Source organism: Crossiella sp. CA-258035 (genome assembly GCF_030064675.1).
GTDB lineage: Bacteria > Actinomycetota > Actinomycetes > Mycobacteriales > Pseudonocardiaceae > Crossiella.
The window spans coordinates 8,076,738-8,098,581 of sequence record NZ_CP116413.1; the positions used below are offsets into that span (position 1 = coordinate 8,076,738).

Annotated in this window: 21 protein-coding genes; 12 read left to right on the forward strand and 9 right to left on the reverse strand. The window is 73.2% G+C overall.

Translation table 11 applies throughout. The features are described 5' to 3' along the window. Positions 1 to 107: 107 nt before the first annotated feature. The 5 genes from N8J89_RS36390 to N8J89_RS36410 all read left to right on the forward strand — a co-directional run bounded on the left by N8J89_RS36390 (position 108) and on the right by N8J89_RS36410 (position 5,969). Positions 108 to 1,967, forward strand: coding sequence for a DEAD/DEAH box helicase (locus N8J89_RS36390; protein ID WP_283661467.1), 1,860 nt, complete (start codon positions 108 to 110; stop codon positions 1,965 to 1,967). Between the two features lie 379 nt (positions 1,968 to 2,346). Continuing rightward, the gene (locus N8J89_RS36395; protein WP_502868375.1) at positions 2,347 to 3,798 is read left to right on the forward strand and encodes an Rv3212 family protein; all 1,452 of its coding nucleotides are present in this window, start codon (positions 2,347 to 2,349) and stop codon (positions 3,796 to 3,798) included. 47 nt (positions 3,799 to 3,845) lie between these two features. Continuing rightward, on the forward strand, positions 3,846 to 4,727 hold the full coding sequence (locus tag N8J89_RS36400; protein ID WP_283666338.1) for an alpha/beta fold hydrolase: 882 nt from the start codon (positions 3,846 to 3,848) through the stop codon (positions 4,725 to 4,727). 10 nt (positions 4,728 to 4,737) lie between these two features. Continuing rightward, positions 4,738 to 5,586, forward strand: coding sequence for a HipA family kinase (locus N8J89_RS36405; protein ID WP_283661469.1), 849 nt, complete (start codon positions 4,738 to 4,740; stop codon positions 5,584 to 5,586). Further along, a complete protein-coding gene (locus N8J89_RS36410; RefSeq protein WP_283661470.1) occupies positions 5,583 to 5,969 on the forward strand; it encodes a DUF3037 domain-containing protein in 387 nt (128 codons plus the stop codon). Before N8J89_RS36405 ends, N8J89_RS36410 begins: the two co-directional genes overlap by 4 nt. Before the next feature lie 44 nt (positions 5,970 to 6,013). Here N8J89_RS36410 and N8J89_RS36415 read toward each other — a convergent pair whose 3' ends face one another. Continuing rightward, entirely contained in the window at positions 6,014 to 8,794 is a 2,781-nt protein-coding gene (locus N8J89_RS36415) for an ATP-binding protein (RefSeq protein ID WP_283661471.1), read from the reverse strand. A gap of 288 nt (positions 8,795 to 9,082) precedes the next feature. Here N8J89_RS36415 and N8J89_RS36420 point away from each other — a divergent pair, with 288 nt between their 5' ends. Together N8J89_RS36420 and N8J89_RS36425 are read left to right on the forward strand one after the other, a co-directional pair. Then, entirely contained in the window at positions 9,083 to 9,937 is an 855-nt protein-coding gene (locus N8J89_RS36420) for an NAD-dependent epimerase/dehydratase family protein (protein ID WP_283661472.1), read from the forward strand. A 73-nt stretch (positions 9,938 to 10,010) separates the two neighbouring features. Further along, on the forward strand, positions 10,011 to 10,820 hold the full coding sequence (locus N8J89_RS36425) for a S1 family peptidase (protein ID WP_283661473.1): 810 nt from the start codon (positions 10,011 to 10,013) through the stop codon (positions 10,818 to 10,820). A gap of 1 nt (position 10,821) precedes the next feature. Here N8J89_RS36425 and N8J89_RS36430 read toward each other — a convergent pair whose 3' ends face one another. The 5 genes from N8J89_RS36430 to N8J89_RS36450 are packed head-to-tail and all read right to left on the reverse strand — an operon-like array spanning position 10,822 to position 13,596. After that, positions 10,822 to 11,130 (reverse strand): hypothetical protein, encoded by a 309-nt coding sequence (locus N8J89_RS36430; RefSeq protein ID WP_283661474.1) that lies wholly within the window; start codon positions 11,128 to 11,130, stop codon positions 10,822 to 10,824. Then, a complete protein-coding gene (locus N8J89_RS36435; protein ID WP_283666339.1) occupies positions 11,127 to 11,933 on the reverse strand; it encodes a RecB family exonuclease in 807 nt (268 codons plus the stop codon). The genes N8J89_RS36430 and N8J89_RS36435 overlap by 4 nt, the downstream gene beginning before the upstream one ends. Positions 11,934 to 11,977: 44 nt before the next feature. Then, positions 11,978 to 12,835, reverse strand: coding sequence for a PHP domain-containing protein (locus tag N8J89_RS36440; protein ID WP_283661475.1), 858 nt, complete (start codon positions 12,833 to 12,835; stop codon positions 11,978 to 11,980). A 19-nt stretch (positions 12,836 to 12,854) separates the two neighbouring features. After that, entirely contained in the window at positions 12,855 to 13,415 is a 561-nt protein-coding gene (locus N8J89_RS36445) for a PH domain-containing protein (RefSeq protein ID WP_185000006.1), read from the reverse strand. 19 nt (positions 13,416 to 13,434) lie between these two features. After that, positions 13,435 to 13,596 carry a hypothetical protein gene (locus tag N8J89_RS36450; RefSeq protein ID WP_185000007.1) on the reverse strand — a complete coding sequence of 54 codons (162 nt, stop codon included), beginning with the start codon at positions 13,594 to 13,596 and terminating at the stop codon, positions 13,435 to 13,437. 140 nt (positions 13,597 to 13,736) lie between these two features. Between N8J89_RS36450 and N8J89_RS36455 the strand changes: the two genes are divergently transcribed. Next, positions 13,737 to 14,186 carry an NUDIX domain-containing protein gene (locus N8J89_RS36455; protein WP_283661476.1) on the forward strand — a complete coding sequence of 150 codons (450 nt, stop codon included), beginning with the start codon at positions 13,737 to 13,739 and terminating at the stop codon, positions 14,184 to 14,186. Here N8J89_RS36455 and N8J89_RS36460 read toward each other — a convergent pair. Both N8J89_RS36460 and N8J89_RS36465 read right to left on the reverse strand, forming a co-directional pair. After that, a complete protein-coding gene (locus N8J89_RS36460; protein ID WP_283661477.1) occupies positions 14,183 to 15,274 on the reverse strand; it encodes a DUF2332 domain-containing protein in 1,092 nt (363 codons plus the stop codon). The genes N8J89_RS36455 and N8J89_RS36460 overlap by 4 nt on opposite strands. A 5-nt stretch (positions 15,275 to 15,279) precedes the next feature. Continuing rightward, complete coding sequence (locus tag N8J89_RS36465) at positions 15,280 to 15,783, reverse strand: MaoC family dehydratase (protein WP_252485958.1); 504 nt, start codon at positions 15,781 to 15,783, stop codon at positions 15,280 to 15,282. Positions 15,784 to 16,080: 297 nt separating this feature from the next. Between N8J89_RS36465 and corA the strand changes: the two genes are divergently transcribed. The 3 genes from corA (at position 16,081) to N8J89_RS36480 (ending at position 19,750) form a co-directional block, all read left to right on the forward strand. After that, positions 16,081 to 17,163, forward strand: a complete 1,083-nt coding sequence (gene corA / locus N8J89_RS36470; RefSeq protein WP_283661478.1) for a magnesium/cobalt transporter CorA — start codon at positions 16,081 to 16,083, stop codon at positions 17,161 to 17,163. A gap of 4 nt (positions 17,164 to 17,167) precedes the next feature. After that, positions 17,168 to 17,569, forward strand: coding sequence for a hypothetical protein (locus tag N8J89_RS36475; protein WP_283661479.1), 402 nt, complete (start codon positions 17,168 to 17,170; stop codon positions 17,567 to 17,569). A gap of 105 nt (positions 17,570 to 17,674) precedes the next feature. Further along, entirely contained in the window at positions 17,675 to 19,750 is a 2,076-nt protein-coding gene (locus N8J89_RS36480; protein WP_283661480.1) for an MMPL family transporter, read from the forward strand. Here the strand turns inward: N8J89_RS36480 and N8J89_RS36485 are convergent. Next, complete coding sequence (locus N8J89_RS36485) at positions 19,707 to 20,891, reverse strand: MFS transporter (protein ID WP_283661481.1); 1,185 nt, start codon at positions 20,889 to 20,891, stop codon at positions 19,707 to 19,709. The genes N8J89_RS36480 and N8J89_RS36485 overlap by 44 nt on opposite strands. A 33-nt stretch (positions 20,892 to 20,924) precedes the next feature. Here N8J89_RS36485 and N8J89_RS36490 point away from each other — a divergent pair, with 33 nt between their 5' ends. After that, positions 20,925 to 21,767 carry an alpha/beta hydrolase gene (locus tag N8J89_RS36490; protein ID WP_283661482.1) on the forward strand — a complete coding sequence of 281 codons (843 nt, stop codon included), beginning with the start codon at positions 20,925 to 20,927 and terminating at the stop codon, positions 21,765 to 21,767. Positions 21,768 to 21,844: the final 77 nt, after the last annotated feature.

Genomic DNA, 21,844 nt, shown 5'->3' on the forward strand with positions numbered 1-21,844 from the left:
ACGGAAAGGTGCGCGTACGCCTCGCCCTCCCGTGCCGCTGGCAAGAGTGACCGACCCTGGTCACCGCCCGGCCCGGTCGAGCGCAAACGCTGGCTGTACGTGCTGGTATGAGAGAGGCGATCACGCTGACCTTCGACAACAACACCGCCGACCTACGCGAACTTGATCACAGCGAGGCCGGCCTGCCCGAGGAGGACAACACCTCCCACCCGCTCCGCGGAGACGCCCCGGTCACGCCGGACGCGCCCACCTTCGCCGAGCTCGGCGTGGACGAGCGCATCGTCCGCGCGCTGGCCGAGGCCGGCATCGAGCGGACCTTCGCGATCCAGGAACTGACCCTGCCGCTGGCCCTGCGTGGTGAGGATCTCATCGGCCAGGCGCGCACCGGCACCGGCAAGACGCTGGGCTTCGGCGTGCCGCTGCTGCACCGGCTCACCCTGCCGGGCGACGGCACCCCGCAGGTGCTGGTCGTGGTGCCCACCCGCGAGTTGTGCCTCCAGGTCACCCAGGACCTCAAGGACGCGGGCAAGCACCTGGGCGTCCGGGTGCTCGACGTCTACGGCGGCCGCCCGTACGAGCCGCAGGTGGCGGCGCTGCGCAAGGGCATCGACGTGGTGGTCGGCACCCCCGGCCGCCTGCTCGACCTGGCCGAGCGCCGGGACCTGGTGCTCGGCAAGGTCCGCGCCCTGGTGCTGGACGAGGCCGACGAGATGCTCGACCTGGGCTTCCTGCCCGACATCGAGCGGATCCTGCGGATGGTCCCCGACCAGCGGCAGACCATGCTGTTCTCGGCCACCATGCCGGGCCCGATCATCACCCTGGCCAGGACCTTCCTCACCCAGCCCACGCACATCAGGGCCGAGGAGGTCGACGCCGGGCAGACGCACGAGCTGACCGAGCAGTTCGCCTACCGGGCGCACTCGCTGGACAAGATCGAGGTCGTCGCCCGGGTGCTCCAGGCCACCGACCGCGGCCTGACCATGATCTTCACCCGGACCAAGCGCACCGCCCAGAAGCTCGCCGACGACCTGGCCGAACGCGGTTTCGCGGTCGCCCCGGTGCACGGCGACCTGGGCCAGGGTGCGCGGGAGCAGGCGCTGCGGGCCTTCCGCAGCGGCAAGGTGGACGTGCTGGTCTGCACCGACGTGGCCGCGCGCGGCATCGACGTCGGCGGGATCACGCACGTGATCAACTACCAGTGCCCCGAGGACGAGAAGGCCTACGTGCACCGGATCGGCCGCACCGGCCGGGCCGGCCGCACCGGCGTCGCGGTTACGCTGGTCGACTGGGACGAGGAGGCGCGCTGGAAGATGATCAGCGACACCCTCGGCCTCGGCAAGCCGGAGCCGGTGGAGACCTACTCCACCTCCGAGCACCTGTTCACCGACCTGAACATCGACCCCAAGTCGACGGGCAGGCTGCCACTGTCCCAGCGGACCAGGGCCGGCCTGGACGCCGAGCACCTGGAAGAGGACGCGCCCAAGCGCGGCCGCGGCCGCAAGCGCACCGGCAGGGCCGCGGGCAGTGACAAGCCGGCCGGCGGCAGCCCGGACAAGCCTGAGTCGGATGACCCGGGCGCCCGCCCGGCCACCAAGAGCCGCAGCCGCAGGCGCACCCGCGGCGGTCAGAACGTCGAAGGCGAGGCCACCCCCGCCGAGACCACCGACACACCGGAGGCCGCGGAGACCAAGACGCGGACCCGCACCCGCACCAGGTCCCGCGCCAAGACCGAGCCCAAGGCCGACTCCGTGACCGAGACCCCGGCCCCGGTCGAGGTCCAGGCCCCGGTCGAGGCTCCGGCAGAGGCCCCCGCCGAGCCCAAGGCCCCCAGGAAGCCGAAGGCGACCAAGGCCAGCACCGCGGTCACCTTCGCCGCCCCGGAACTCCCGGCCGAGGCCCCGGCCGACGCCGAGGCCCCCGCCCGCAGGCGGCGCCGCCGCCGGACCGGCGAGACCCCGGCCGAGTAAGCACGCCACCAGGAACGGCCCTTCCCGTCGGGGAGGGCCGTTCCGCGTACCCGAGCAGCCGAGGAGGCTACGGTGGTCCCCGTGCCGCCCGAGCAGAACGCCGCGCCCGAGGACCCCACCAGCGCCGCCGAGCAGCCCAGCCCCGCAAAGCCGCCCAGCGCCGCCGCGACCCCGGCCCCCGCCGAACCCCGGGACGACACGCCAAGCGCCGCCACCCCGGCGGTCCCGGCCAAGCCCCAGAGCGAGCCGCCCAGCGCCGCCGAGGCCCCGGACCAGGCCACCGCCCCGCCGAGCGAGGCTCCCAGCGCTGCCACCCCGCAGGCCGCGGCCGCTCCGCCGAGCGAGGCCCCCGGCACCGCCGCGGCGCAGAGCGCGCCCCGTGACGCCACGTCGAGCGAGGCCTCCGGCACTCCCGCGGCCCAGGACACCGCCGAGCCGCCGAGCCAGGCCCCCGAAGCCGCCGCGTCCCCGGACGCAACCGCCCCGGAAGCCGCCGCGCCCCTCGCCCCCCACCCCCACCCCCACCCCACCCCAGCCCCGCTCCTTCACCACCCGCTGGGACCTCATCGCCGCCGTCCTGGTCACCGTCGCCGTGCTCGTCTCCGCCACCGTGATCTGGGCCTTCAGCGACGCCCGCGCCACCGTCTCCCAGACCGCCAGCCAGCCGCTCCCCTTCCTCGACGCCCCCACCACCCCGCCGCCCACCCTCGGCGAGGTCTGGCGGGCGCCGAGTCCGGCGACCCAGACCGTGGTGGCCACCGCTCAGGTGGTGGTGACCGCGGAGGACGGGGCGGTGCTCGGGCGGGATCCGCTCAGTGGGCAGGAGAAGTGGCGGTACCAGCGGGATCTGCCGTTGTGCACGGTGGCGCCCGCGTTCGGGCAGATCCTCGCGGTCTACCAGCGCGGGGACACCTGCAGCGAGGTGACCGCGCTGGACCCGGCCACCGGCAAGCGGGGCGCGCAGCGCAACGGCGACGCCGAGGCGGGCACCCGGCTGCTCTTCGACGGGGTGCACCTGACCACCACCGGCAAGACCTACCTGGAGGGCTGGCGCTCCGATCTGGTCAAGACCCAGGAGTACGGCCAGGTCAGGGCCATGATCCAGCCCGGCAAGCAGCCCAGGACCGGGTGCACGTTCGGTTCGGTGGCGGTGGCGCCGAACCGGGTCGCGGTGATCGAGCGCTGCCCGGACGACCCCGGTGACCGGCTCAGCGTGTTCAAGCCGAACCCGAAGGACTGGGACAAGCCCGAGGTCTCGGTGAGCGTGGTGCTCAACGGGTCCGGGGCCAGGGTGGTCGCGCTCGGGCCGGACCGGGTGGCCGCGGTGCTGCCCGACCCGGCGCGGCTGGCCATCTACGACGGCAACGGGGCCCCGGTCTCCGAGCAGCCGTTGGACCTGCCGGCCAGTGACCTCCAGGGTGATCCGGACGGTGGCGTGGTGCCGACCACCACGGTGCTCAGCGCGCGCTGCGCGGACGGCTCGGCCACCCCGTTGACCTTCGCCGCCACCTCGACCTGTCCGACCGGCGAACCGGCCACCACCTCGCCCGCGGTCATCTACTGGTGGACCGGGTCCCGCACCATCGCGCTGGCCTCGGCCACCACCGCTCCACTGTGGACGATGGAGGACACGCTCGGCCCCGGCACGCTGTTCGCGGGCAGGCTGGTGGTGCCGACCCCGGCCGGGCTCACCGTGGCCGACCCCAACACCGGCAAGGTGCTCGGCCGGATCCCGGTGGACCGGCGCGGTTACCGCGGGCTGGTGACCTTGTCCAGCTCCGGTCCGGTGCTGGTGGAACAGCGGGGCGGCACGCTGGTGGCGTTGCGCTAGCTTCTCGCGCTTTCCTGGCTGTGGTGAGGCAGACTCAGCACGTGAGCGTGTTGCCGTACTCCCAGCTCAGCCCACACCGAGCGCGCCGGGTCGACCTGCAGGGCGACTACGGGCCGATCGCCGCGCTGCACGCGGTCCCGGCGGCCGACGCCGACCGCGGTGCGACCGCGGTGCTGGTGCCGGGCTACACCGGGTCCAAAGAGGACTTCGCGCCGCTGCTGGACCCGTTGGCCGACGCCGGGTTCGCGGTGCACGCCATCGACCTGCCCGGCCAGTACCAGTCGCCGGGCCCGGACGACCCGCAGGCCTATCTGCCTGCCGCGCTCGGCGCGGTGATCGCGAAGCTGATCACCCAGCTGGGCGCGGGCGGGCGCAAGGTGCTGCTGCTCGGCCATTCCTACGGCGGCCTGGTCGCCCGTGGCGCGCTGCTCTCCGGTGTGCGGGTGGACGGGCTGACCCTGTTGTCCTCCGGCCCGAACGAACTGCCCGAGGGTGAGCGCCGCCGCGCGCTGGAGGCCGGCGAGCCGCTGCTGCGCTCCGGCGGCGTGCCGGCGGCCCAGCAGCTGCGCGAGGCGCGGGACGCGGCCTCGCCGAACTGGGAGCAGACCCCGGAAACGCTGAAGGAGCTGCTGCGCGCCCGGTTCCTGGGTTCCAGCGCGGCCGGGCTGCTCGGCATGGCCGAGGGCCTGCGCCGGGAACCGGACCTGGTCGGGCGGCTGGCGGCGGCGCTGCGCACCGCGGGCACCCCGGCGCTGGTGGTCTGCGGGGAGCACGACGACGCCTGGTCGGTGGCCACCCAGCGGGACATGGCCGACCGGCTGGACGCCGACTTCGCGGTGGTCGCCGACGCGGCCCACTCGGCCAACACGGAGAACCCGGAAGCCCTGCTGGCCACCCTGCTCCCCACCTGGCGGGCCTGGCTCGCCTAGAGTCGCGGGCGTGCTCCGCCACGTCACCGCGACCCGATACGTCACCCCGCTGCGGGAGGGTGGTTCGCTGCCCGGCCTGATGGAGGCCGACGACCTGGGCACCTACGTGGTGAAGTTCCGCGGCGCCGGCCAGGGCCGCAAGACGCTGGTCGCCGAGGTGGTGGTCGGGGAGCTGGCGCGGGCGCTGGGCCTGCCGGTGCCGGAGCTGGTGACCGCGCAGGTGGACAAGGCGATGGCGCCGAGCGAGCCGGACGAGGAGGTCCAGGAGCTGCTGCGGGCCAGCCACGGCCTGAACCTGGGCATGGACTTCCTGCCGGGCGCGCTGGACTTCGACCCCGGCGCGTTCACCGCCGAGCCGGAGTTCGCCGGGCGGGTGCTGTGGTTCGACGCGCTCACCGGCAACGTGGACCGGTCCTGGCGCAACCCGAACATGCTGTACTGGCACGGAGAACCGCAGCTGATCGACCACGGCGCGACGCTGATCTTCCACCACAACTGGCCCGGCGCCAGGGACTGGGCGGGCCGCCCGTACAACGCCGCCGACCACCTGCTGATCGGCTTCGGCCCCGAGGTGGCGGCCGCGGACGCCGCGCTGGCCCCGCTGGTCACCGAGGAGCTGCTGACCGAGGTGCTGGCCAAGGTCCCCGACGACTGGCTCGAGGACGAACCCGGCTTCCTGAGCACCGGCATCGTGCGCGAGGCCTACGTGGCCGCGCTCACCGGACGCATCGCGGCCCGTGAGGCTTGGCTACCAGGCCTGGTGGAAGCGGCGCTGAACCGGGGAAACGACCGGGTGGTCCCGGAACGGGGCCGCAACCGGCCCGAGTGGCTCAAGCACCTGCCGGGAGACGCGACATGACCGGGCGGCGCTATCCGTTCGAGTACGCCGTGCTGCGCGTGGTCCCGAGGGTCGAGCGCGGCGAGGCGATCAACGCGGGCGTGCTGGTCTACTGCCACCGCCTGGACTACCTGGGCTCCCTGGTCCACCTGGACCACGACCGGCTGCGCGCCCTGGATCCCAGCGCGGACCCCGAGGCGATCACCTCGGTGCTGCGCTCGGTGGCCGGGGTGTGCGCGGACCCGGCGGTGGGCCCGGCGGCCGGGCAGGGGCTGGGGCAGCGGTTCCGCTGGCTGACCGCGCCGAAGAGCACGGTGGTGCAGCCCGGCCCGGTGCACACCGGCCTGACCACGGACCCGGCGGCGGAGACGGAACGGCTGCTGCGGCTGCTCGTGCTGCCCTGACGGCACAGCGGCGGTGCGCCGCCAGCCGCCCCGGTCCGCGTCGGCTAGCGCCCAAGCGCCGCCGTCAGCTCCGCTCGCCCGGACACCCCTAACTTGCGATACGCGTTGGTCAGGTGCATCTCCACCGTGCGCACCCCGACCGTCAGCTCCGCCGCGATCTGCGGGTTCGACCGCCCCTCCGCCGCCAGCGCCGCCACCCGCCGCTCGGTCCCGGTGAGCGCGGCCGGACCGGTGTGCTCGGCCCGCCGTTCCCGCCCGCCCGCCGCGCGCAGACCGGCCCGCGCGCGCCGTCCAGTCCCCGTTGCCCCGCACTGCTCGGCCACGGCCAGCGCCCGGCGCAGCGTCTCCCTGGCCGACTGCTCCGCGCCCAGCCGATGGCGCAGCAGCCCCAGCTCGGTCAGCACCTCGGCGTGCACCAGGCCCACCTCGGCCTGCTCGACCACGGTCAGCGCCTCGGCCAGCAGCGCCTCCCCGGCACGGCCGCCGGTGACCGTGCCCGCCAGCCGCAGCACCGTGCCCAGCGTCCAGGGCAGGCCCCACTCACGCGCCGCGGCCAGTTCCGGCTCGATCGCGCGCAGCGCCTCGGCCTGTCGCCCGGCGGCGTGCAGGGCCAGGGCCTGGTAGCCGCGCCAGGGGATCACCGCGGGGTTGCGCACGCCCCAGGCGGCCAGCCGCCGGCCGCACTCGGTGAAGTCGGCCAGTGCGCCGTCCAGGTCGCCCAGGGCCAGCCGGAGCCTGCCGCGCACGTCCAGCACGTGGTTGAAGTGCCACAGCTCCGGCAGCTCGCCGTCCAGCCGCATCCGGTAGAGCAGCTCCAGCGCGTCCTCGGTGCGGTCCAGCGCGAGCAGCACGTCCAGGTAGTGCGCGTACCGGTGCGCGGCCAGCGGCTGCCAGCCGGGATCGCGGTCGCCGATGGACTCCTCCGCGTCGGCCAGCGCCAGGTCCAGCCTGCCCTGCCGGTGCCGGACCTGCACCCGCAGGCAGGTGGAGAGCGCGTAGCGCAGGAACGAGCCCTGCCGCCGCGCGTGCGTGACCGCCTCGCTGGTCACCGCGGCCGCCCGGTCCAGGTCGTCGCAGCGGATCAGGGTCATCACCGCGGACATGTGCGGGCCCCAGTGCTCGGTGTAGAGCGCCTGCCCGGCCAGCGCCCGCCGGGCCTGCGCCAGGGCCACCTCGGGTGCGCCGAGCCGGAACACCTCGTGGCAGGCGCGCATGCCGAGCAGGCCGGAGTCGGCGTCACCGGTCGGCTCGGCCAGCCGGGCGGTGATCATCGGCGCGGTGGCCGCGTGCTGCCAGGCCAGGAAGTACAGCTCGCTCTGCAGGTAGCCGTGCGTGCTGGTGCCCTCGGCCTGGGCGACCGCCGCGGTGATCAGCGACAGGCCCTCCGCGCCGCGGCCGACGGTGAGCAGCGCCCGCGCCAGGTCCACGGTCACCGCCGCGCCGCGCTCGTGCGCGGTGGTCAGCGAGCGCACCGCGGCGACCCCGTCGAAGTGCAGCTGCGCCCGGCCCAGCTCGGCGTGCAGCTCCGGCCCGGCCGCCGGTCCCTCCTCGATCGCCCTGGCCAGGTAGGCGGCGCTGGTCTCCGGCGCGCCCCTGGACCTGGCCAGCGCGGCCGCCGAGCGCAGCGCCGCCACCCGCCAGCCCTGGCCCGCGGGCGCCACCGGCAGCAGGTGCGCGGCCACCTGGTCCGGCCCGGCCCGCTCGAACCCCGGCGCGCGCGCCTGCATCAGCTCGGCCACCCGCTCGTGCAAGGCCGAGCGGGCCTGCGCGGACAGGTCCCGGTAGACCACCTCGCGCACCATCGGGTGCACGAACCGCGGCCCGTCCACCGCGAACAGCCCCAGCGCGACCAGCCGCCGCACGCACGCCTCGACCTGGGCCGCGCCCAGCCCGGTCAGCCGCTGCACCTGAGCCGCCGTGGCCGCCGGGCCGAGCACCGCGACCGCCTCGGCCACCGTGCCGGTCTCCGGTGGGCTGCGCCGCAGCCGCCCGAGCACGCCGGAGGCGATCGCGGCCACGCCGAACTCCGGCACCAGCCCGGCCTCCGCCGCCGCGCCGGTGACCCGGTGCGCGCGCAGGCCGCGCAGCAACTCGGTCAGCAGCAACGGGTTCCCGCCGGTGGAGTCCAGGCAGGCGGCGGCGAACTCGGCGGCCACCGGCCCGCCCAGCTCCGCCCGCGCCAGGTCGGCCACGGCCACCGCGCTCAACGGCTCCGGCCGCAGCACCTGGCAGAGCGGACTGGCCAGGATCTCCTCCACCGCACGCGGATCGGCCGGTGTCTCGCCTTCCCGGACCGCGAGCAGCAGGCCCACCGGCAGCCCGTCCAGCCGCCGGGCCAGGTAGGCCAGCCAGCGCAGCGAGGACAGGTCGGCCCAGTGCACGTCGTCGACCACCACCAGGAACGGGCCGTGGTCGGCGAACCCGGCCAGCAGCCAGTACAGCCCGTGCAGCGCCGCGCCGAGCGCGTCCGGCGGCACCGCGTCCACCGGGCCCGGCGCCTCCTCCAGCACCGGCCGGGCGAACCGCGCCGGTCCGGCGAACAGCTCCGCCCGCCGCGCCGCCCCGGCCGCGGCCAGCCTGGGCTCGATCAGCTGCCGCACCACGCCGAAACCGAACTGCCGCTCCAGCTCGCTGCCCACCCCACTGACCACCGGCAGCCCGGCCTCGCCCGCCCGCGCCCGCACCGAGCGCAGCAGGGTGGTCTTGCCGATGCCGGCGGGCCCGTCCAGGACGACCAGCGCCGAACCCCCGCCCCGCACCCGGCGCACCAGGTCGTCGAGCGCGGCGAGCTCCGCCCCGCGTTCCAGCACGGTCCGTTCCGGCATGCAGTCCCCTCAGCTTTGTGCCGATGTTAGTGAGCAGCCGTTGGTGATGCCGATCACATTCGTTTTTCGAGTCGCCACCGGGCCGAAGGACTTACCGAACGGATAGCCCCTCGGCCGCAGGTCAGGTCCTTGGTCCCGGAGCGCGGAAATTCCTTCTGCCACAACGGCAAACCCCACGGTTGTCACGGAGGCCGGGCACTGTCTGGATGGGACTCGACCGTGGCAGCAGCGGCCGGGCGCGGGGAGGGCGACCGGCATTCGGGAGGGACGACCGGGGTGCAGGTGGCAGTGACCGGGGGTACCGGGTTCGTCGGCGTTCGCCTGATCCGGCGGCTGCTGGCCGAGGGCCACACCGTGCTCGCCCCCGCCCGCACCGCCTCTGCCGCCGCCCGCCTGCGGGCCATGGGAGCCACCCCGGTCCCGGCCCTGGCCGCGCTGGGCAGCGCCGAGGTCGTCTTCCAGACCACCCGGTCCGCCCTGCCCCGCCACCCCCGCCTGGTGCTGCTCAGCTCCGACGCCGCCGTCCAGCACGGCCGCCCCCTGGTCAACGCCACCGAAGAGCTCCCGCTCCGCCCGCACTCGCCCTCGCCGGTGGCCGCCGCCCAGGCCCGCGCCGAGTCAGCCGCGCTGGCCCGTGGCGCGGTGATCGTCCGGCCGAGACTGCTGTGGGGCGCGGGTGATCCGGCGCTGCCCCGGCTGTGGGCCGCGGTGCGCGCGGGCCGGTTCAGCTGGGTCGGCGGCGGCAGCCAGCTGACCGACACCACGCACGTGGACAACGCGGTGCACGCGCTGCTGCTGGCCGCCCGGCACGGCCGCCCCGGCGAGACCTACTTCGTCACCGACCAGGATCCGGTGGCCTACCGCCACTTCATCGCCGACCTGCTCGCCGCCGACGGCCTGACCGCCCCCGCCCGCACCGTCTCCTACCGCCGCGCGCACACCCTGACCACGCTCAGCGAGGCGGCCTGGCGCGCCCTGCGCCTGCCCGGCAGCCCGCCCCTGGACTACCTGACCCTGTGGCGCGCGGGCCTGGAGTGCACTGTGGACACTCGCAAGGCACGAGCCCAGCTCGGCTACGAACCGGTCCGCTCCCGCGGCCAGGGCCTGGCGGAGCTGCGGGATGCCCTGTCCTGCAACGCGTAGTAGGGCCTGCCCCACCAGGAACCGGCGTGCTGCCCGGATCGCGCGGACAAGACCGGACACACAGGATGAACCCATGACCTTCAACCGGAACACGGTGCGCCGCGCCGCGGTCGTCCTGGCCGTGGGCGCGGTGTGCGCCACCCTGACCGCGGGCACTGCGGGCGCGATCGTCGGTGGCACCAAGGCGGCGGGGCACTACCCGTTCATGGCCTCGATCCCGATCTCGCTGCCCGGCACGGACCTCAACGGGGTGTGCGGAGCCTCGCTGGTGCACCCGCGCTGGGTGCTCACCGCGGCCCACTGCCTCGACCCCGGGGTGGGCGCCAAGCCGGACGGGACCGTGCGGATCGGCAGCTCCCGCCGCTCCACGGGAGGCTCGGTGCGCGAGATCGAGTTCTCGGTGACGCACCCCGGCTACCGGCAGGGCGAGCCCAACCGGGACGACGTCGCCCTGGTCCGCCTGGACCGCCCGGTGCGGCAGCAGCCCATCCGGATCGCTGACGAGCCCGGCAGACCCGGCACCCCGACCCGGCTGCTCGGCTTCGGCACCGTGGTCGACGCCGAGCCGCTCAAGGCCAAGTTCCCCGAACGCCTCCAGCAGCTCGACACCCGGATCGGCGCGCGGACCGAGTGCGCACCCGGCTTTGCGAGCGACACCCGGCTGTGCACGGTGAGCCGGGTGCCGCGGGCCATGGCCTGCTTCGGCGACTCCGGCGGACCGCAGATCCGGCGCGGGAAGCACGGCCGCTGGGAGCTGGTCGGCGTCACCTCAGGCCCCGGCGACGGGCCGGGCGACTGCGCGAACGGACCCGGCCTCTACAGCAGCGCGCCCGCCTACGCGGACTGGGTCAAGCGGACCATCGCCGCGAACCCGGGCGACTGAGCTAGCTCCACCACCACAGCCACAGCGCGATCGCGGCCACCACGAACACGCCGATCCCGGCGCACCAGGCCCCGGCCCCGGTGCGCCGGTCGGCGTAGGACTGCAACAGCACCGCGGCCACCGCCGCCAGCAGGTGCCCGAGGACCGCGACCCAGCCCGGCCCCGCCCAGGACTCGGTGGCGGCGAAGACCTGCGCGCCGATCACCAGGACCGCCAGCAGCACCACCATGGCCGCCACCGAGCCGCTGAGGCCGCGGAGCACCGCGCCCAGCCGCACCCGGCGGGGCCGTTCGTCCAATGCTCCGGTCATGGCGCCAGCATCGCCCACGGCTCGAGCTCCGGTGCGGCCGCCTGGCCTTCCGGGCAGTGCCTGCGGAAGTCGCACCAGGAGCAGTGCCGTCCGGTCACCGGCGGGAACAGCGCGTCCCGGTCGCCACCGGCGGCCAGCTGCTCCCCGGCCTCGGCCAGCTCCTGCGCGGCCTCCTCGGCGCGGCGGACCTGCCGGGCCAGCGACTCGTCGGTGTGCTCCCAGGCGGCCACCTCGCCGGTGGGCAGGTGGTGCAGCTCGACCAGGTGGCAGGGACGGCGCAGGGTGCGGGCGGCGGCCAGCGCGTAGAGCGCCAGCGCCTGCGAGCCCCTGGCGTCGTCGGTGGTCAGCGCGTGCCTGCCGGTCTTGTAGTCGACGATGACCAGCTCGCCGTCCCGCTCGTCGATCCGGTCCACCCTGCCCTCGGCCACGATGGTCCCGGTCGGCGTGGACACCCAGCGCTCCAGCCCGACCGGCTCGATGGTCACGTCCAGGTTCCGCACGTACTCGTGCACCCAGCCGCGGGCCCGCTCCCGGTAGGCGCCGGCCTGCTCGCCGTCGGCGAAGCCGTCGCCCTTCCAGTGCTTGACCACCAGCGACTCGGCCTGTTCCGGCGTGCGCCTGGCCACCGGCAGGTCGAAGAAGGCGCGCAACGCGTTGTGCACCACCGCGCCCAGGGTGTTGTGCGCCCAGGCGCCGCCGCGCGCGGGCGCCGGGCGGTCCAGGTAGTTCATCCGGTAGCGCCGGGGGCAGCCGGTCCAGGTGGCCAGCTTCGCCGGCGTCACCCGCACCAGCTTGCGCGGCATGCCTTCGAGTTCCAGTCCGAGCTGAGCCACGCCACTCACCGTACTCAGCCGAGCACGGGCACCGCACTCGCCTTCGACACCAGCGCCTCCAGCTGCTCCGGCGCGGTGCTCTCCGCGCCGAGCCGGACGGTCTTGTTGGTGCCGTGGTAGTCGCTGGAGCCGGTCACCACCAGGTTCTGCTCCTCAGCCAGCGCGCGCAGCTCATCCCGGTCGGCGGGCTCGTGGTCGGGGTGGTCGACCTCCACCCCGGTCAGCCCGTGGCCCACCAGCTCCCTGATCACCTCGGCGGTGACCACCGGGCCGCGCCGCCGGGCGAAGGGGTGCGCGAACACGGTCACCCCACCGGCCGCGGCGATCATCTGCACCGCGCGCTCCACCGGGGTGTCGGTGCGCGGCAGGTAGTAGGCCCCGCCGTCGCGCAGGTACCGGGCGAACGCCTCGTCCACCGTGTCCACCAGCCCGGCCGCGACCAGCACCCTGGCCAGGTGCGGGCGGCCGACCGAGGCGTCGGGGGCGAGCCCGGCGAACATCGCGTCCGGGTCCACCGGCAGCCCGTCGGCGGCCATCCGCTCGGCGATCAGGCGCAGCCGGGCGCGGCGCTCGGCGCGCAGCCGGGTCTGCTCGGCCACCACCGCGGGCGCTGCCGGGTCGAACAGGTAGGCCAGCAGGTGCACGGTGACCTTGCCGCCGCGGCCGTCCGGCGCGATGCAGGACAGTTCCGCGCCCCTGACCACACGAAGGCCGGCCGGGCGGGCCTGCTCAGCCTCGGCCCAGCCGGCCGTCGTGTCGTGGTCGGTGATCGCCACCGCGTGCAGTCCGGCGGCCGATGCCGCGGCCATCAGCTCGGCCGGGGTGTCGGTCCCGTCGGAGGAGGTCGTGTGGGCGTGCAGGTCGATGAGCACACCCACGAGTGTGGACCATTCAGCCGATGATCTTCTTACCGGCCGTTTGCTTCTTCGCCTTCATCATGGTGAAGCGCTCGGCCTGGGCCTTCTTGTCACCGAACACCAGCTCGGAGATGGCGTCGTTGATCTGCTCCGGCTTCGGCAGGTACTCGATCTTGTTGAGCGCCTGGATCTGACCGGCCGACTCGACCACGATCGTGCCGTAGCCGAGCATGCGCCCGGTCATGGTCCGCTCGAAGGTCAGGTCGGTCACCTTGGTCACCGGCATCATGGCCACCTTGGTGGTGAACACGCCGCTGGTGATCATGAAGCGCTTGTCCGTGATCACCAGCCGCTCGACCCACCAGTCGATGACGATGTAGGCGAACCGGAGCAGGATGACCAGCGCCGCGTACCACAGGAGGTTCTGGATGATCCAGGCGTCCGGTGGCAGCAGGTAGGAGATCATCACTGCTCCGGCGAGCAGCGCCATCGCCTCGAAGATGTCCCAGAGCAGACTGGCCCAGTGCCGGCGCACGCGGATGACGCGTCGCTCGGTGTCGAGCAGGTACTCGTCGGAGTCACGAGGCGAGAACACGTGTGGCTACCTCCGGCCGCTAGTTGAACAGCGACCGGACGAAGGTGATGATCGACTCAGCCGCGCCACGAAGCGTGCCGAGGATGCCGGTGACGCCGTCGGCTGCTTGTGTTGGCTGTGTGACGAGCAAGAAGAGAACCAGAGCAACACCTGCGAAGATCAGGATCTTCTTCAAGTTCATGTAAACCAACCCCGTCCGCTAACGGCCTTGTTGGCGCCTGCGGAACCGTTGTACCGCACTCCGCCGCGCTATGGCAGATTTGTACCGCACTTGGGGCAGCGGATCACGTGGCCTTCCCAGGTGAACTACTCTCCGTGTTCATGCCGGAGGCCCAGGACCAGCGCGTCCGCTGTGTCGGCGCAGTCGTCTTCGACCCGATCGGACGCATTCTGTTGATACGCCGCGGCCGGCCCCCTTCGGCCGGTTGCTGGTCCATCCCCGGCGGCCGGGTGGACCCCGGCGAAGATGATCACAGGGCCGTGATCAGGGAGTTGTCCGAGGAGACCGGCCTGACCGGCACGATCGATCGCTGGATCGGTTCGGTAGACCGGCCCTCACCGGCGGGTATCTACGAGATCCACGACTACTCCGTCCGCGCCGAACCCGGCCTCATCCGGCCTGGTGACGACGCCTCCGCGGTGGCCTGGATCGACGGTGTGATCTTCGACGCACTGCACAGCGCAGGGTCCCTTTCGCCCGGTTTGGCGGAGGCGCTCGCCGAGTGGGGAGCGCTCCCCGCCGGAGCCGTGGCCGGGACCGTGCCGGCCTAGTTCGGACCGAGCCAGGTGAGTCCCCGGGTCAGCCGATCGGCGGTAGCCAGCCTGCGCACCCGGACCTCGCCGCCGGTCCAGTTGATCACGCTCAGCACTCGGTCCGCCTCGGCCAGGTGAGCCGCCCCGTCGCGCGGTTCGCCGGGAAACGCCTGGTAACCCTCTTGGCTGACCCACCACAGTGGACGGTGACTCGCGAGCGTGCGCAAGGCGTCCAGCCAGGCCGCCGCGAACTCGGCCGGACGCCCGTCCAGCAGCCCGCAGCTTGTCACCACCAGCGGGTGCTCGGCCGGAATCCGGGCCGCCGCGTCCGCCAGTCCGGTGACCGGGTCGGCCCGCCGCAGCGGCGGCTTGGCCGCGACCACCTCGTCCGCGGCCAGCCGCAGCAGCCGCAACCGGCGCGGCTGGTCCGGCCAGACGCAGGCCTCCAGCCAGGTCAGCTCGTCCTCGTCGGCCACGTCCACCGGATCGGCGTCCAGGCCGATCCTGGCCGCGATGGCCGGCAGCTTGGCCTGCTTGCCGAAGCCGTCGGCCGGCTTGGCCGCCGCCTCGGTGACCTGGCAGTCCAGCACCAGCCGGGCGGTCTTCTTGCCCCGGCTGATGTCCGGGCCACCACCGGCCACCGCGTAGCGGAAGCCGTAGCGGTCCGGCACCAGCCGGAACCCGGCCCCCGCGCCGGCCTCCAGCAGGCCGATCGGGGCCTTGCCCGCCTCCTTGGCCACCACGGCCAGGCCCGGGTAGAGCAGCGCGGCCGGGCGGACCAGCTCCTCCCGGACCGAGCGCTCGGCCAGCAACGGGCGGATCGCCTCGGCCCGCTCCAGCACGAAGGCGCGGAACAGCGGCCACAGCTCGCCGTCCGGGCCGTCCGCGCCGCCGAGGGAGGAGTAGTAGCGGGTCAGCGGGTGCCAGGGCTCGCGGAAGAGCACCCGCTGGGCCGCGGCCAGGAACAGCTCCGGCGAGGCGTCCCCGACCAGGGCGCTCACCTCGGCGTCCCCGGCCGCACCGGCGCTCAGGCACTCGTACAGCGGGGAGGCCGCGGCCTGGGCCGCGGCGAACTCGCGCAGCCTCTCGGCGGCAGGCGCGCTCACCGCGCTCAGGCCTTCGGCTCGGGGCGGCCGGGCTGCTCGCCGCCGCGGGCCTCGCCGTAGGAGCGCTTGGGCACCATCACCTTGCGCCGGAACACGCAGACCACGGTGCCGTCCTGCTTGTAGCCCTTGGTCTCCACGTAGACCACGCCGCGGTCGTCCTTGGACTTGGACTCGGTCTTGTCCAGCACCTCGGTCTCGCCGTAGATGGTGTCGCCGTGGAAGGTCGGCTTGACGTGCCGCAGCGACTCCACCTCCAGGTTGGCGATGGCCTTGCCGGAGACGTCGGCCACCGACATGCCCAGCAGCAGCGAGTAGATGTAGTTGCCGACCACCACGTTCTTGCCGAAGTCGGTGGTCTCCCCCGCGTAGTGCGCGTCCATGTGCAGGGGGTGGTGGTTCATGGTGAGCAGGCAGAACAGGTGGTCGTCGTACTCGGTGACCGTCTTTCCCGGCCAGTGCTTGTACACCGCGCCGACCTCGAACTCCTCGAAGTACCGCCCGAACTGCACGCTGCCTCCCAAAGGTGGTGGCCGATCGACCATGACCGGGGAGGACAGTCTTGCCCGGGTACGGGTAGTCTCGACAACCGGTCTGTGAGCGAATCCACCGTTCCGGCCATGGCCCCGAGGAGGTGAGACGCGATGGGTACAGACAGCAACCCTCCCAGTACCGACCGCGTCCTCGCCGGTGGGCTCGCTACAACGAGGTAGGACCCATCGACCGGTCGGGACGCGCTATCGCGCCGGAGCCCCAGCCAGGTTCTGGCGGCACACCCGTGTTCGCGTCGCGTTCGACTGGAGCCTTCCATGTCCGTTCTGCCCACGCTCGGCCTGCGCGGCCGTGCTCCTCGTAACGGAAGTGCCATGCCGCAGCAGATCCCGGTGCCGCTGTCTGCCTACGTGGTGGACTGCGGCGTGTACGTCGACGGCAAGCGCCTGCCCGGTCGCTGGACCCACACCGGCGCGGTGGAGGAGGTCCGCAAGCGCGGCTCCGGCTTCGTCTGGATCGGCCTGCACGAGCCGGACGAGCAGCAGATCCAGAGCATCGCGGAGACCTTCGGGCTGCACGAGCTGGCGGTGGAGGACGCGGTGCACGCGCACCAGCGGCCCAAGCTGGAGCGCTACGACGACAGCCTGTTCATGGTGCTCAAGACGGTGCGCTACGTCGCGCACGAGTCGCCGACCACGGCGAACGAGATCGTGGAGACCGGTGAGGTGATGGTCTTCGTCGGCCGGAACTTCGTGATCACGGTCCGGCACGGCAAGCACCAGGCGCTGGCCGGGCTGCGCGCCGAGCTGGAGCAGGACGAGGAGAAGCTCGCCCTCGGCCCGGCCGCGGTGCTGCACGCCATCGCCGACCACGTGGTGGACACCTACCTGGACGTGACCAGCGCGGTCGAGGACGACATCGACACCCTGGAGGTGGAGGTCTTCGACCCGCGCAGCGCGGTGGACCCCGAGCAGATCTACCTGATGAAGCGCGAGGTCATGGAGCTGCGCCGGGCGGTGGGCCCGCTGGCCACCCCGCTGCGGCGGCTGGCCGAGGGCTACATCCCGCTGGTGCCGGACGAGGTGCGCACCTTCTTCCGGGACGTGGACGACCACCTGACGACCGTGCACGACCGGATCATCACCTTCGACGAGATGCTGACCACGCTGATCGACGCGGTGCTGGCCAAGATCACGCTGCGGCAGAACAACGACATGCGCAAGATCAGCGCCTGGGTGGCCATCATCTCGGTGCCGACGATGATCGCCGGGATCTACGGCATGAACTTCGACATCATGCCGGAGCTGAAGTGGACCTACGGCTATCCGGTCATCATGTCGGTGATCCTGGTGGCCTGCCTGGTCCTGTACCGCATCTTCCGCCGCAACCAGTGGCTGTGACGACATGTTGCTGAAGGCAGTGCGCAGCCTGCGCACCTGGATCGTGCTCCTCGCCGCGGTGTGGATCACCGCGGTGATCATGATGATCAGCTCGCAGCCGGAGCGCGGCGCGGCGAGCGTGCAGGAGCTGGCCGAGCGGGTCACCGACGCGCTGCGCGCGGCCGACTCGGAGCGGCTGGCCGAGGTGGTCTCGCTGGCCGAGGGGGCCGAGGACGCCGCCCAGGCCACCGTGTCCGGCTTCGCCGAGGCCGGGGTGAGCGAGATCAGCACCAAGGCGGAGCTGTTGCGCGGGCGGATGCAGCTGACGGTCAGCTACCTGCGGCCCGACGGCGGGCGGGGCACCCTGCACCTGCCGACCGTGCACGCGGACAACCGGTGGCAGGTCACCCCCATCCCGCTGCCCTGAGGGCTGTGTGACAGGACACCGCGGTCATCCGACCTTCGGATGGTCTGTTGGTAGGTAGCGGCGCGCATCATCGGGTTTCCTCTCCCAGCCGCCAGGGGGTTCCCGGTGTCCCGACTTCGCCTTGTGCTGCCCGCGCTCGCCCTGCTCGCCTGGCTCGTGGTGGGCGCGATCGGGTGGCCTGACCTGGGGAAACTGTCCCAGGTACAGCGCAATGACAATGCCTCCTTCCTGCCTGCCAGTGCCGAGGCGACCAGGGCCGCGGACGAGCAGAAGCGGTTCACCGAGGCCGATGTGCTGCCCGCGGTGCTGGTCTTCGAGCGCGGCTCTGGGCTGACACCGTCCGATCAGGACGCGATCGCGCGCGCGGTGCAGCGGGTGTCCACTGTGGACGGGCTCAAGGGACCGGCTTCGCCGGTGGTGCCCGCGCCGGACGGCAAGGCGGCGCAGGCGCTGGTGCCGGTGGACGGCAGCGACGGGTTCCGGGCCGGTGAGACGGTCAAGGTGTTGCGGGAGAAGGTCAGGGACGGCCTGCCGGAGGGGCTCAACGCGCACGTGACCGGACCGGCCGGGATCGTCGGGGACTTCGCGGCCACCTTCGGCGGGATCGACGGGCTGCTGCTCGGGGTCACCGCGGCGGTGGTGGCGCTGATCCTGGTGCTGGTCTACCGGAGTCCACTGCTGCCGGTGGTGGTGCTGGCCTCGGCCGGGCTGGCGCTGCTGGGCGCGGCGGCGGTGGTCTACCGGCTGGCCAGGGACGAGGTGCTCACGCTGAACGGGCAGAGCCAGGGCATCCTGTTCATCCTGGTCTTCGGCGCGTCCACGGACTACGCGCTGCTGCTGGTGGCGCGGTACCGGGAGGAGCTGCGGCAGGCGGGACCGAGGCTGGCCATGCGGCGGGCCTGGCGGGCCTCGCTGGAGCCGATCTGCGCCTCGGCCGGCACCGTGGTGCTGGGCATGCTGTGCCTGCTGTTCAGCGACCTCAACTCGAACAAGGGGCTCGGGCCGGTGGCCGCGATCGGCATCGGGACCTCACTCCTGGCCTCGCTGACCTTCCTGCCCGCCGCGCTGATGTTGCTGGGGCGCGGCGCTTTCTGGCCGCGGAAGCCGGTGGCGGCCAAGGACGGGATCTGGGGCAGGGTGGCCGGGCTGGTGGGTGCCAGGCCGCGCTGGACCTGGGTGCTGACCACCGCGGTGCTGCTGTTCGGGGTGGCGTTCGTGCCGCAGCTCAAGGCGGACGGGGTGGCCCAGACCGACGTGTTCCTGTCCACAGTGGACTCGGTGTCCGGTCAGCAGGCGCTCGGGCGGCACTTCCCAGGTGGCAGCGGCTCGCCCGCGGTCATCGTCACCGCGGAGAAGACGGCGGAGCAGGTGGTGTCGGCGGCCCGCGGGGTGCCGGGGGTGGCCGAGGTGGCCGCGCTGCCGAAGGTGGTCGACGGGCGGGTGGAGGTCAACGCCACCCTGCGGGACGCGGCCGACAGCGAGGCGGCGATCGAGGCGGTGCGGGCCCTGCGCACCGCGGTGCACGGGGTGCCGGGCGCGGACGCGGTGGTGGGCGGGCCGACCGCGGCCCAGCTGGACGTGCAGGACACCGCGTTGCGGGACCGGGCGCTGATCATCCCGTTGGTGGTGCTGGTGATCCTGGTGGTGCTGGCGCTGCTGCTGCGCTCGCTGCTGGCCCCGCTGCTGCTGATGCTCACCGTGGTGCTGTCCTTCGCGGCCACCCTCGGCGTCTCCGCGCTGGTGTTCAACCACGTCTTCGACTTCCCCGGCGCGGATCCCGGGGTTCCGTTGTACGCCTTCGTGTTCCTGGTCGCGCTGGGCATCGACTACAACATCTTCCTGATGACCAGGGTGCGCGAGGAGGCCGCGCGCCGGGGCACCGAGGCGGGCACCCTGGTCGGGCTGTCGGTGACCGGCGGGGTGATCACCTCGGCCGGGGTGGTGCTGGCCGCGACCTTCGCCGCGCTGGCGGTGCTGCCGATCCTGTTCCTGGCCCAGATCGCGTTCCTGGTGGCCTTCGGCGTGCTGCTGGACACGCTGGTGGTGCGTTCGCTGCTGGTGCCCGCGCTCGCGGTGGACCTGGGGCGGGCGATCTGGTGGCCCAGCAAGCTATCCCGCGCGCGGAAGGTCTCGGTGCTCAGTGACGTCGCAGCAGTGCGGCGAGCGGCGCGCTCACGGTGACGGCGGCCGCGGCCACCAGCACGGCGGTGTGCAGGCCGCTGGTGAAGCCGCGGCCACCGTCCAGGATCGAGCCGAGCACCGCGATGCCCACCAGCCCGCCGAGTTGACCGGCCACCTGCTGCACCGCCGAGGCCAGCCCGGCCTCCGTCGGCGGCGCGGAGGCCAGGATCGCCTCGGTGGCGGCGACCAGGGCCAGCCCGCCGCCGAGGCCGAGCGGCACGGTGGCCAGCGCGACCGCGCCGGCGCCGGAGAGCACGTCCAGCGTGGTCATGGTGAACAGTCCGGCCGCGACCAGCAGCAGACCGGCGACCGCGGGCGGAACCGGGCCGTACCGGCGGGTCAGCGCGCCGCCGAGCGGAGCGCTGAGCACCACCACGCCGGTCACCGGGACCAGCCACAGCCCCGCGGTCACCGGGTCGAGGGCCTTGAGGTTCTGCAGGTACAGGGTGAGCAGGAACAGCACACCGAACAGCGCGCCGAAGGTCACCGCGACCAGCGCCACCCCGGCGCGGAACTGCCTGGGGCGCACCAGGTCCAGCACCTGGCGCAGGCGCAATGCCTTGTCCGTGCGGGACTCCTGGACGAAGAGCAGGGTGAGCGCGATGGCCAGCAGGCCGACCGGCAGGTTGACGTAGAAGATCGCCGACCAGCCGCCCGCGGCCACCAGCAGGCCGCCGAGCAGCGGTCCGGCGGCCAGGCCGAGCGCGGCCACCGCGCTCCACACGCCGATCGCCGGAGCCAGCGTGCGCGGCGGGAAGCTGGCCCGCAGCAGGGCCAGCGCGGCCGGTTGCAGCATGGCGCTGAACACCCCTTGCAGCGCGCGCAGGGCGATCACCAGCCAGACCTGCCCGGCCAGCGCGATGGCCAGCGAGGTCAGGGTGAAACCGGCCACCCCGCACAGGAACACCGCGCGCCGCCCGTACCGGTCGGCCAGCGCGCCGGCCGGGAGCAGGGCGAGCGCGGTGGCCAGCAGGTAGGCGTTGGCCACCCACTGCAAGCCGGTGAGCGAGGCGCCGAGGTCGGCGGCCAGGTCGGGGCCGGCGATGGTGAGCGCGGTGCCGTCCACACCGGTCATCACCGAGCCGACCGCGACCGCGGTGAGCACGAGCCAGGGCGAACGGGTCAGTTCCTCGGTTTTCACGAATTCCCACTAACGTCGAATTGAGGTTCTCGTATGCACAGTGAACGCTGGCGCGACGACCGCGTGGTTGACATCCAGGTGAAATCTTCCGCGTTACGCCGGGAGGCCGAACTCACACTTCTGGTTCCCCGGCACTGGCGCGAAAGCAAACAGGGCTGGCCGACGCTGTACCTGTTGCACGGCGCGGGCGATGACCATACCTGCTGGCTCCGCTGGACAGATATCCTTCGGTTGGCCGACGAGGCCGGGATTCTGGTCGTGATGCCGCCGGGCGGCCGGGTCGGGCTGTACAGCGACTGGCTGGCGCCGGATCACGTGGGAACGATCCCACACTGGGATGAATTCGTTTTCAGTGAACTTCCGGAGCTGCTGGAAAAGCATTACTGGGCCAGCGAGGTCCGCGCCGGGGCCGGGGTCTCGATGGGCGGCTACGGCGTGCTGCGCGGCGCGCAGCGGCACCCCGGCTTCTTCCGCGCGGTCGCCTCCTTCAGCGGACTGCTGCACACCACCCGCCGCGGCATGCCCGCCTTCGCCCGCGCGATGCTCCGCCGCGAAGGGGAAAAGGCCAGCTCACTGTGGGCCTCGCGGGCACACTGGCTGGCCGAGGACCCCTACCGCAACGCCGAGCTGCTGCGCGGCACCCCGCTGCACCTGTCCACCGGCGACGGGCGGCGCGGCCCGCTGGACCGGCGGTTCTCCGGCGGCTCGGTGCTGGAGTGGATCATCGGCCCCGGCACGCTCGACCTGGCCGCGCGACTGGGGCAGCTCGGCATTCCGGTGAGCCTGCACGCCTACCCGGGAACGCACACCTGGCCCTATTGGCGGCGCGAACTGAACACTACCTTTCCTTTTCTGCTCTCCGCACTACGAAAGTAGGGTCTGGCACGTGCCTGGGTTCACATACCCAGGGAGGTTGCATTCCTAACGATCCGTTCGACAATGGATTCACACCG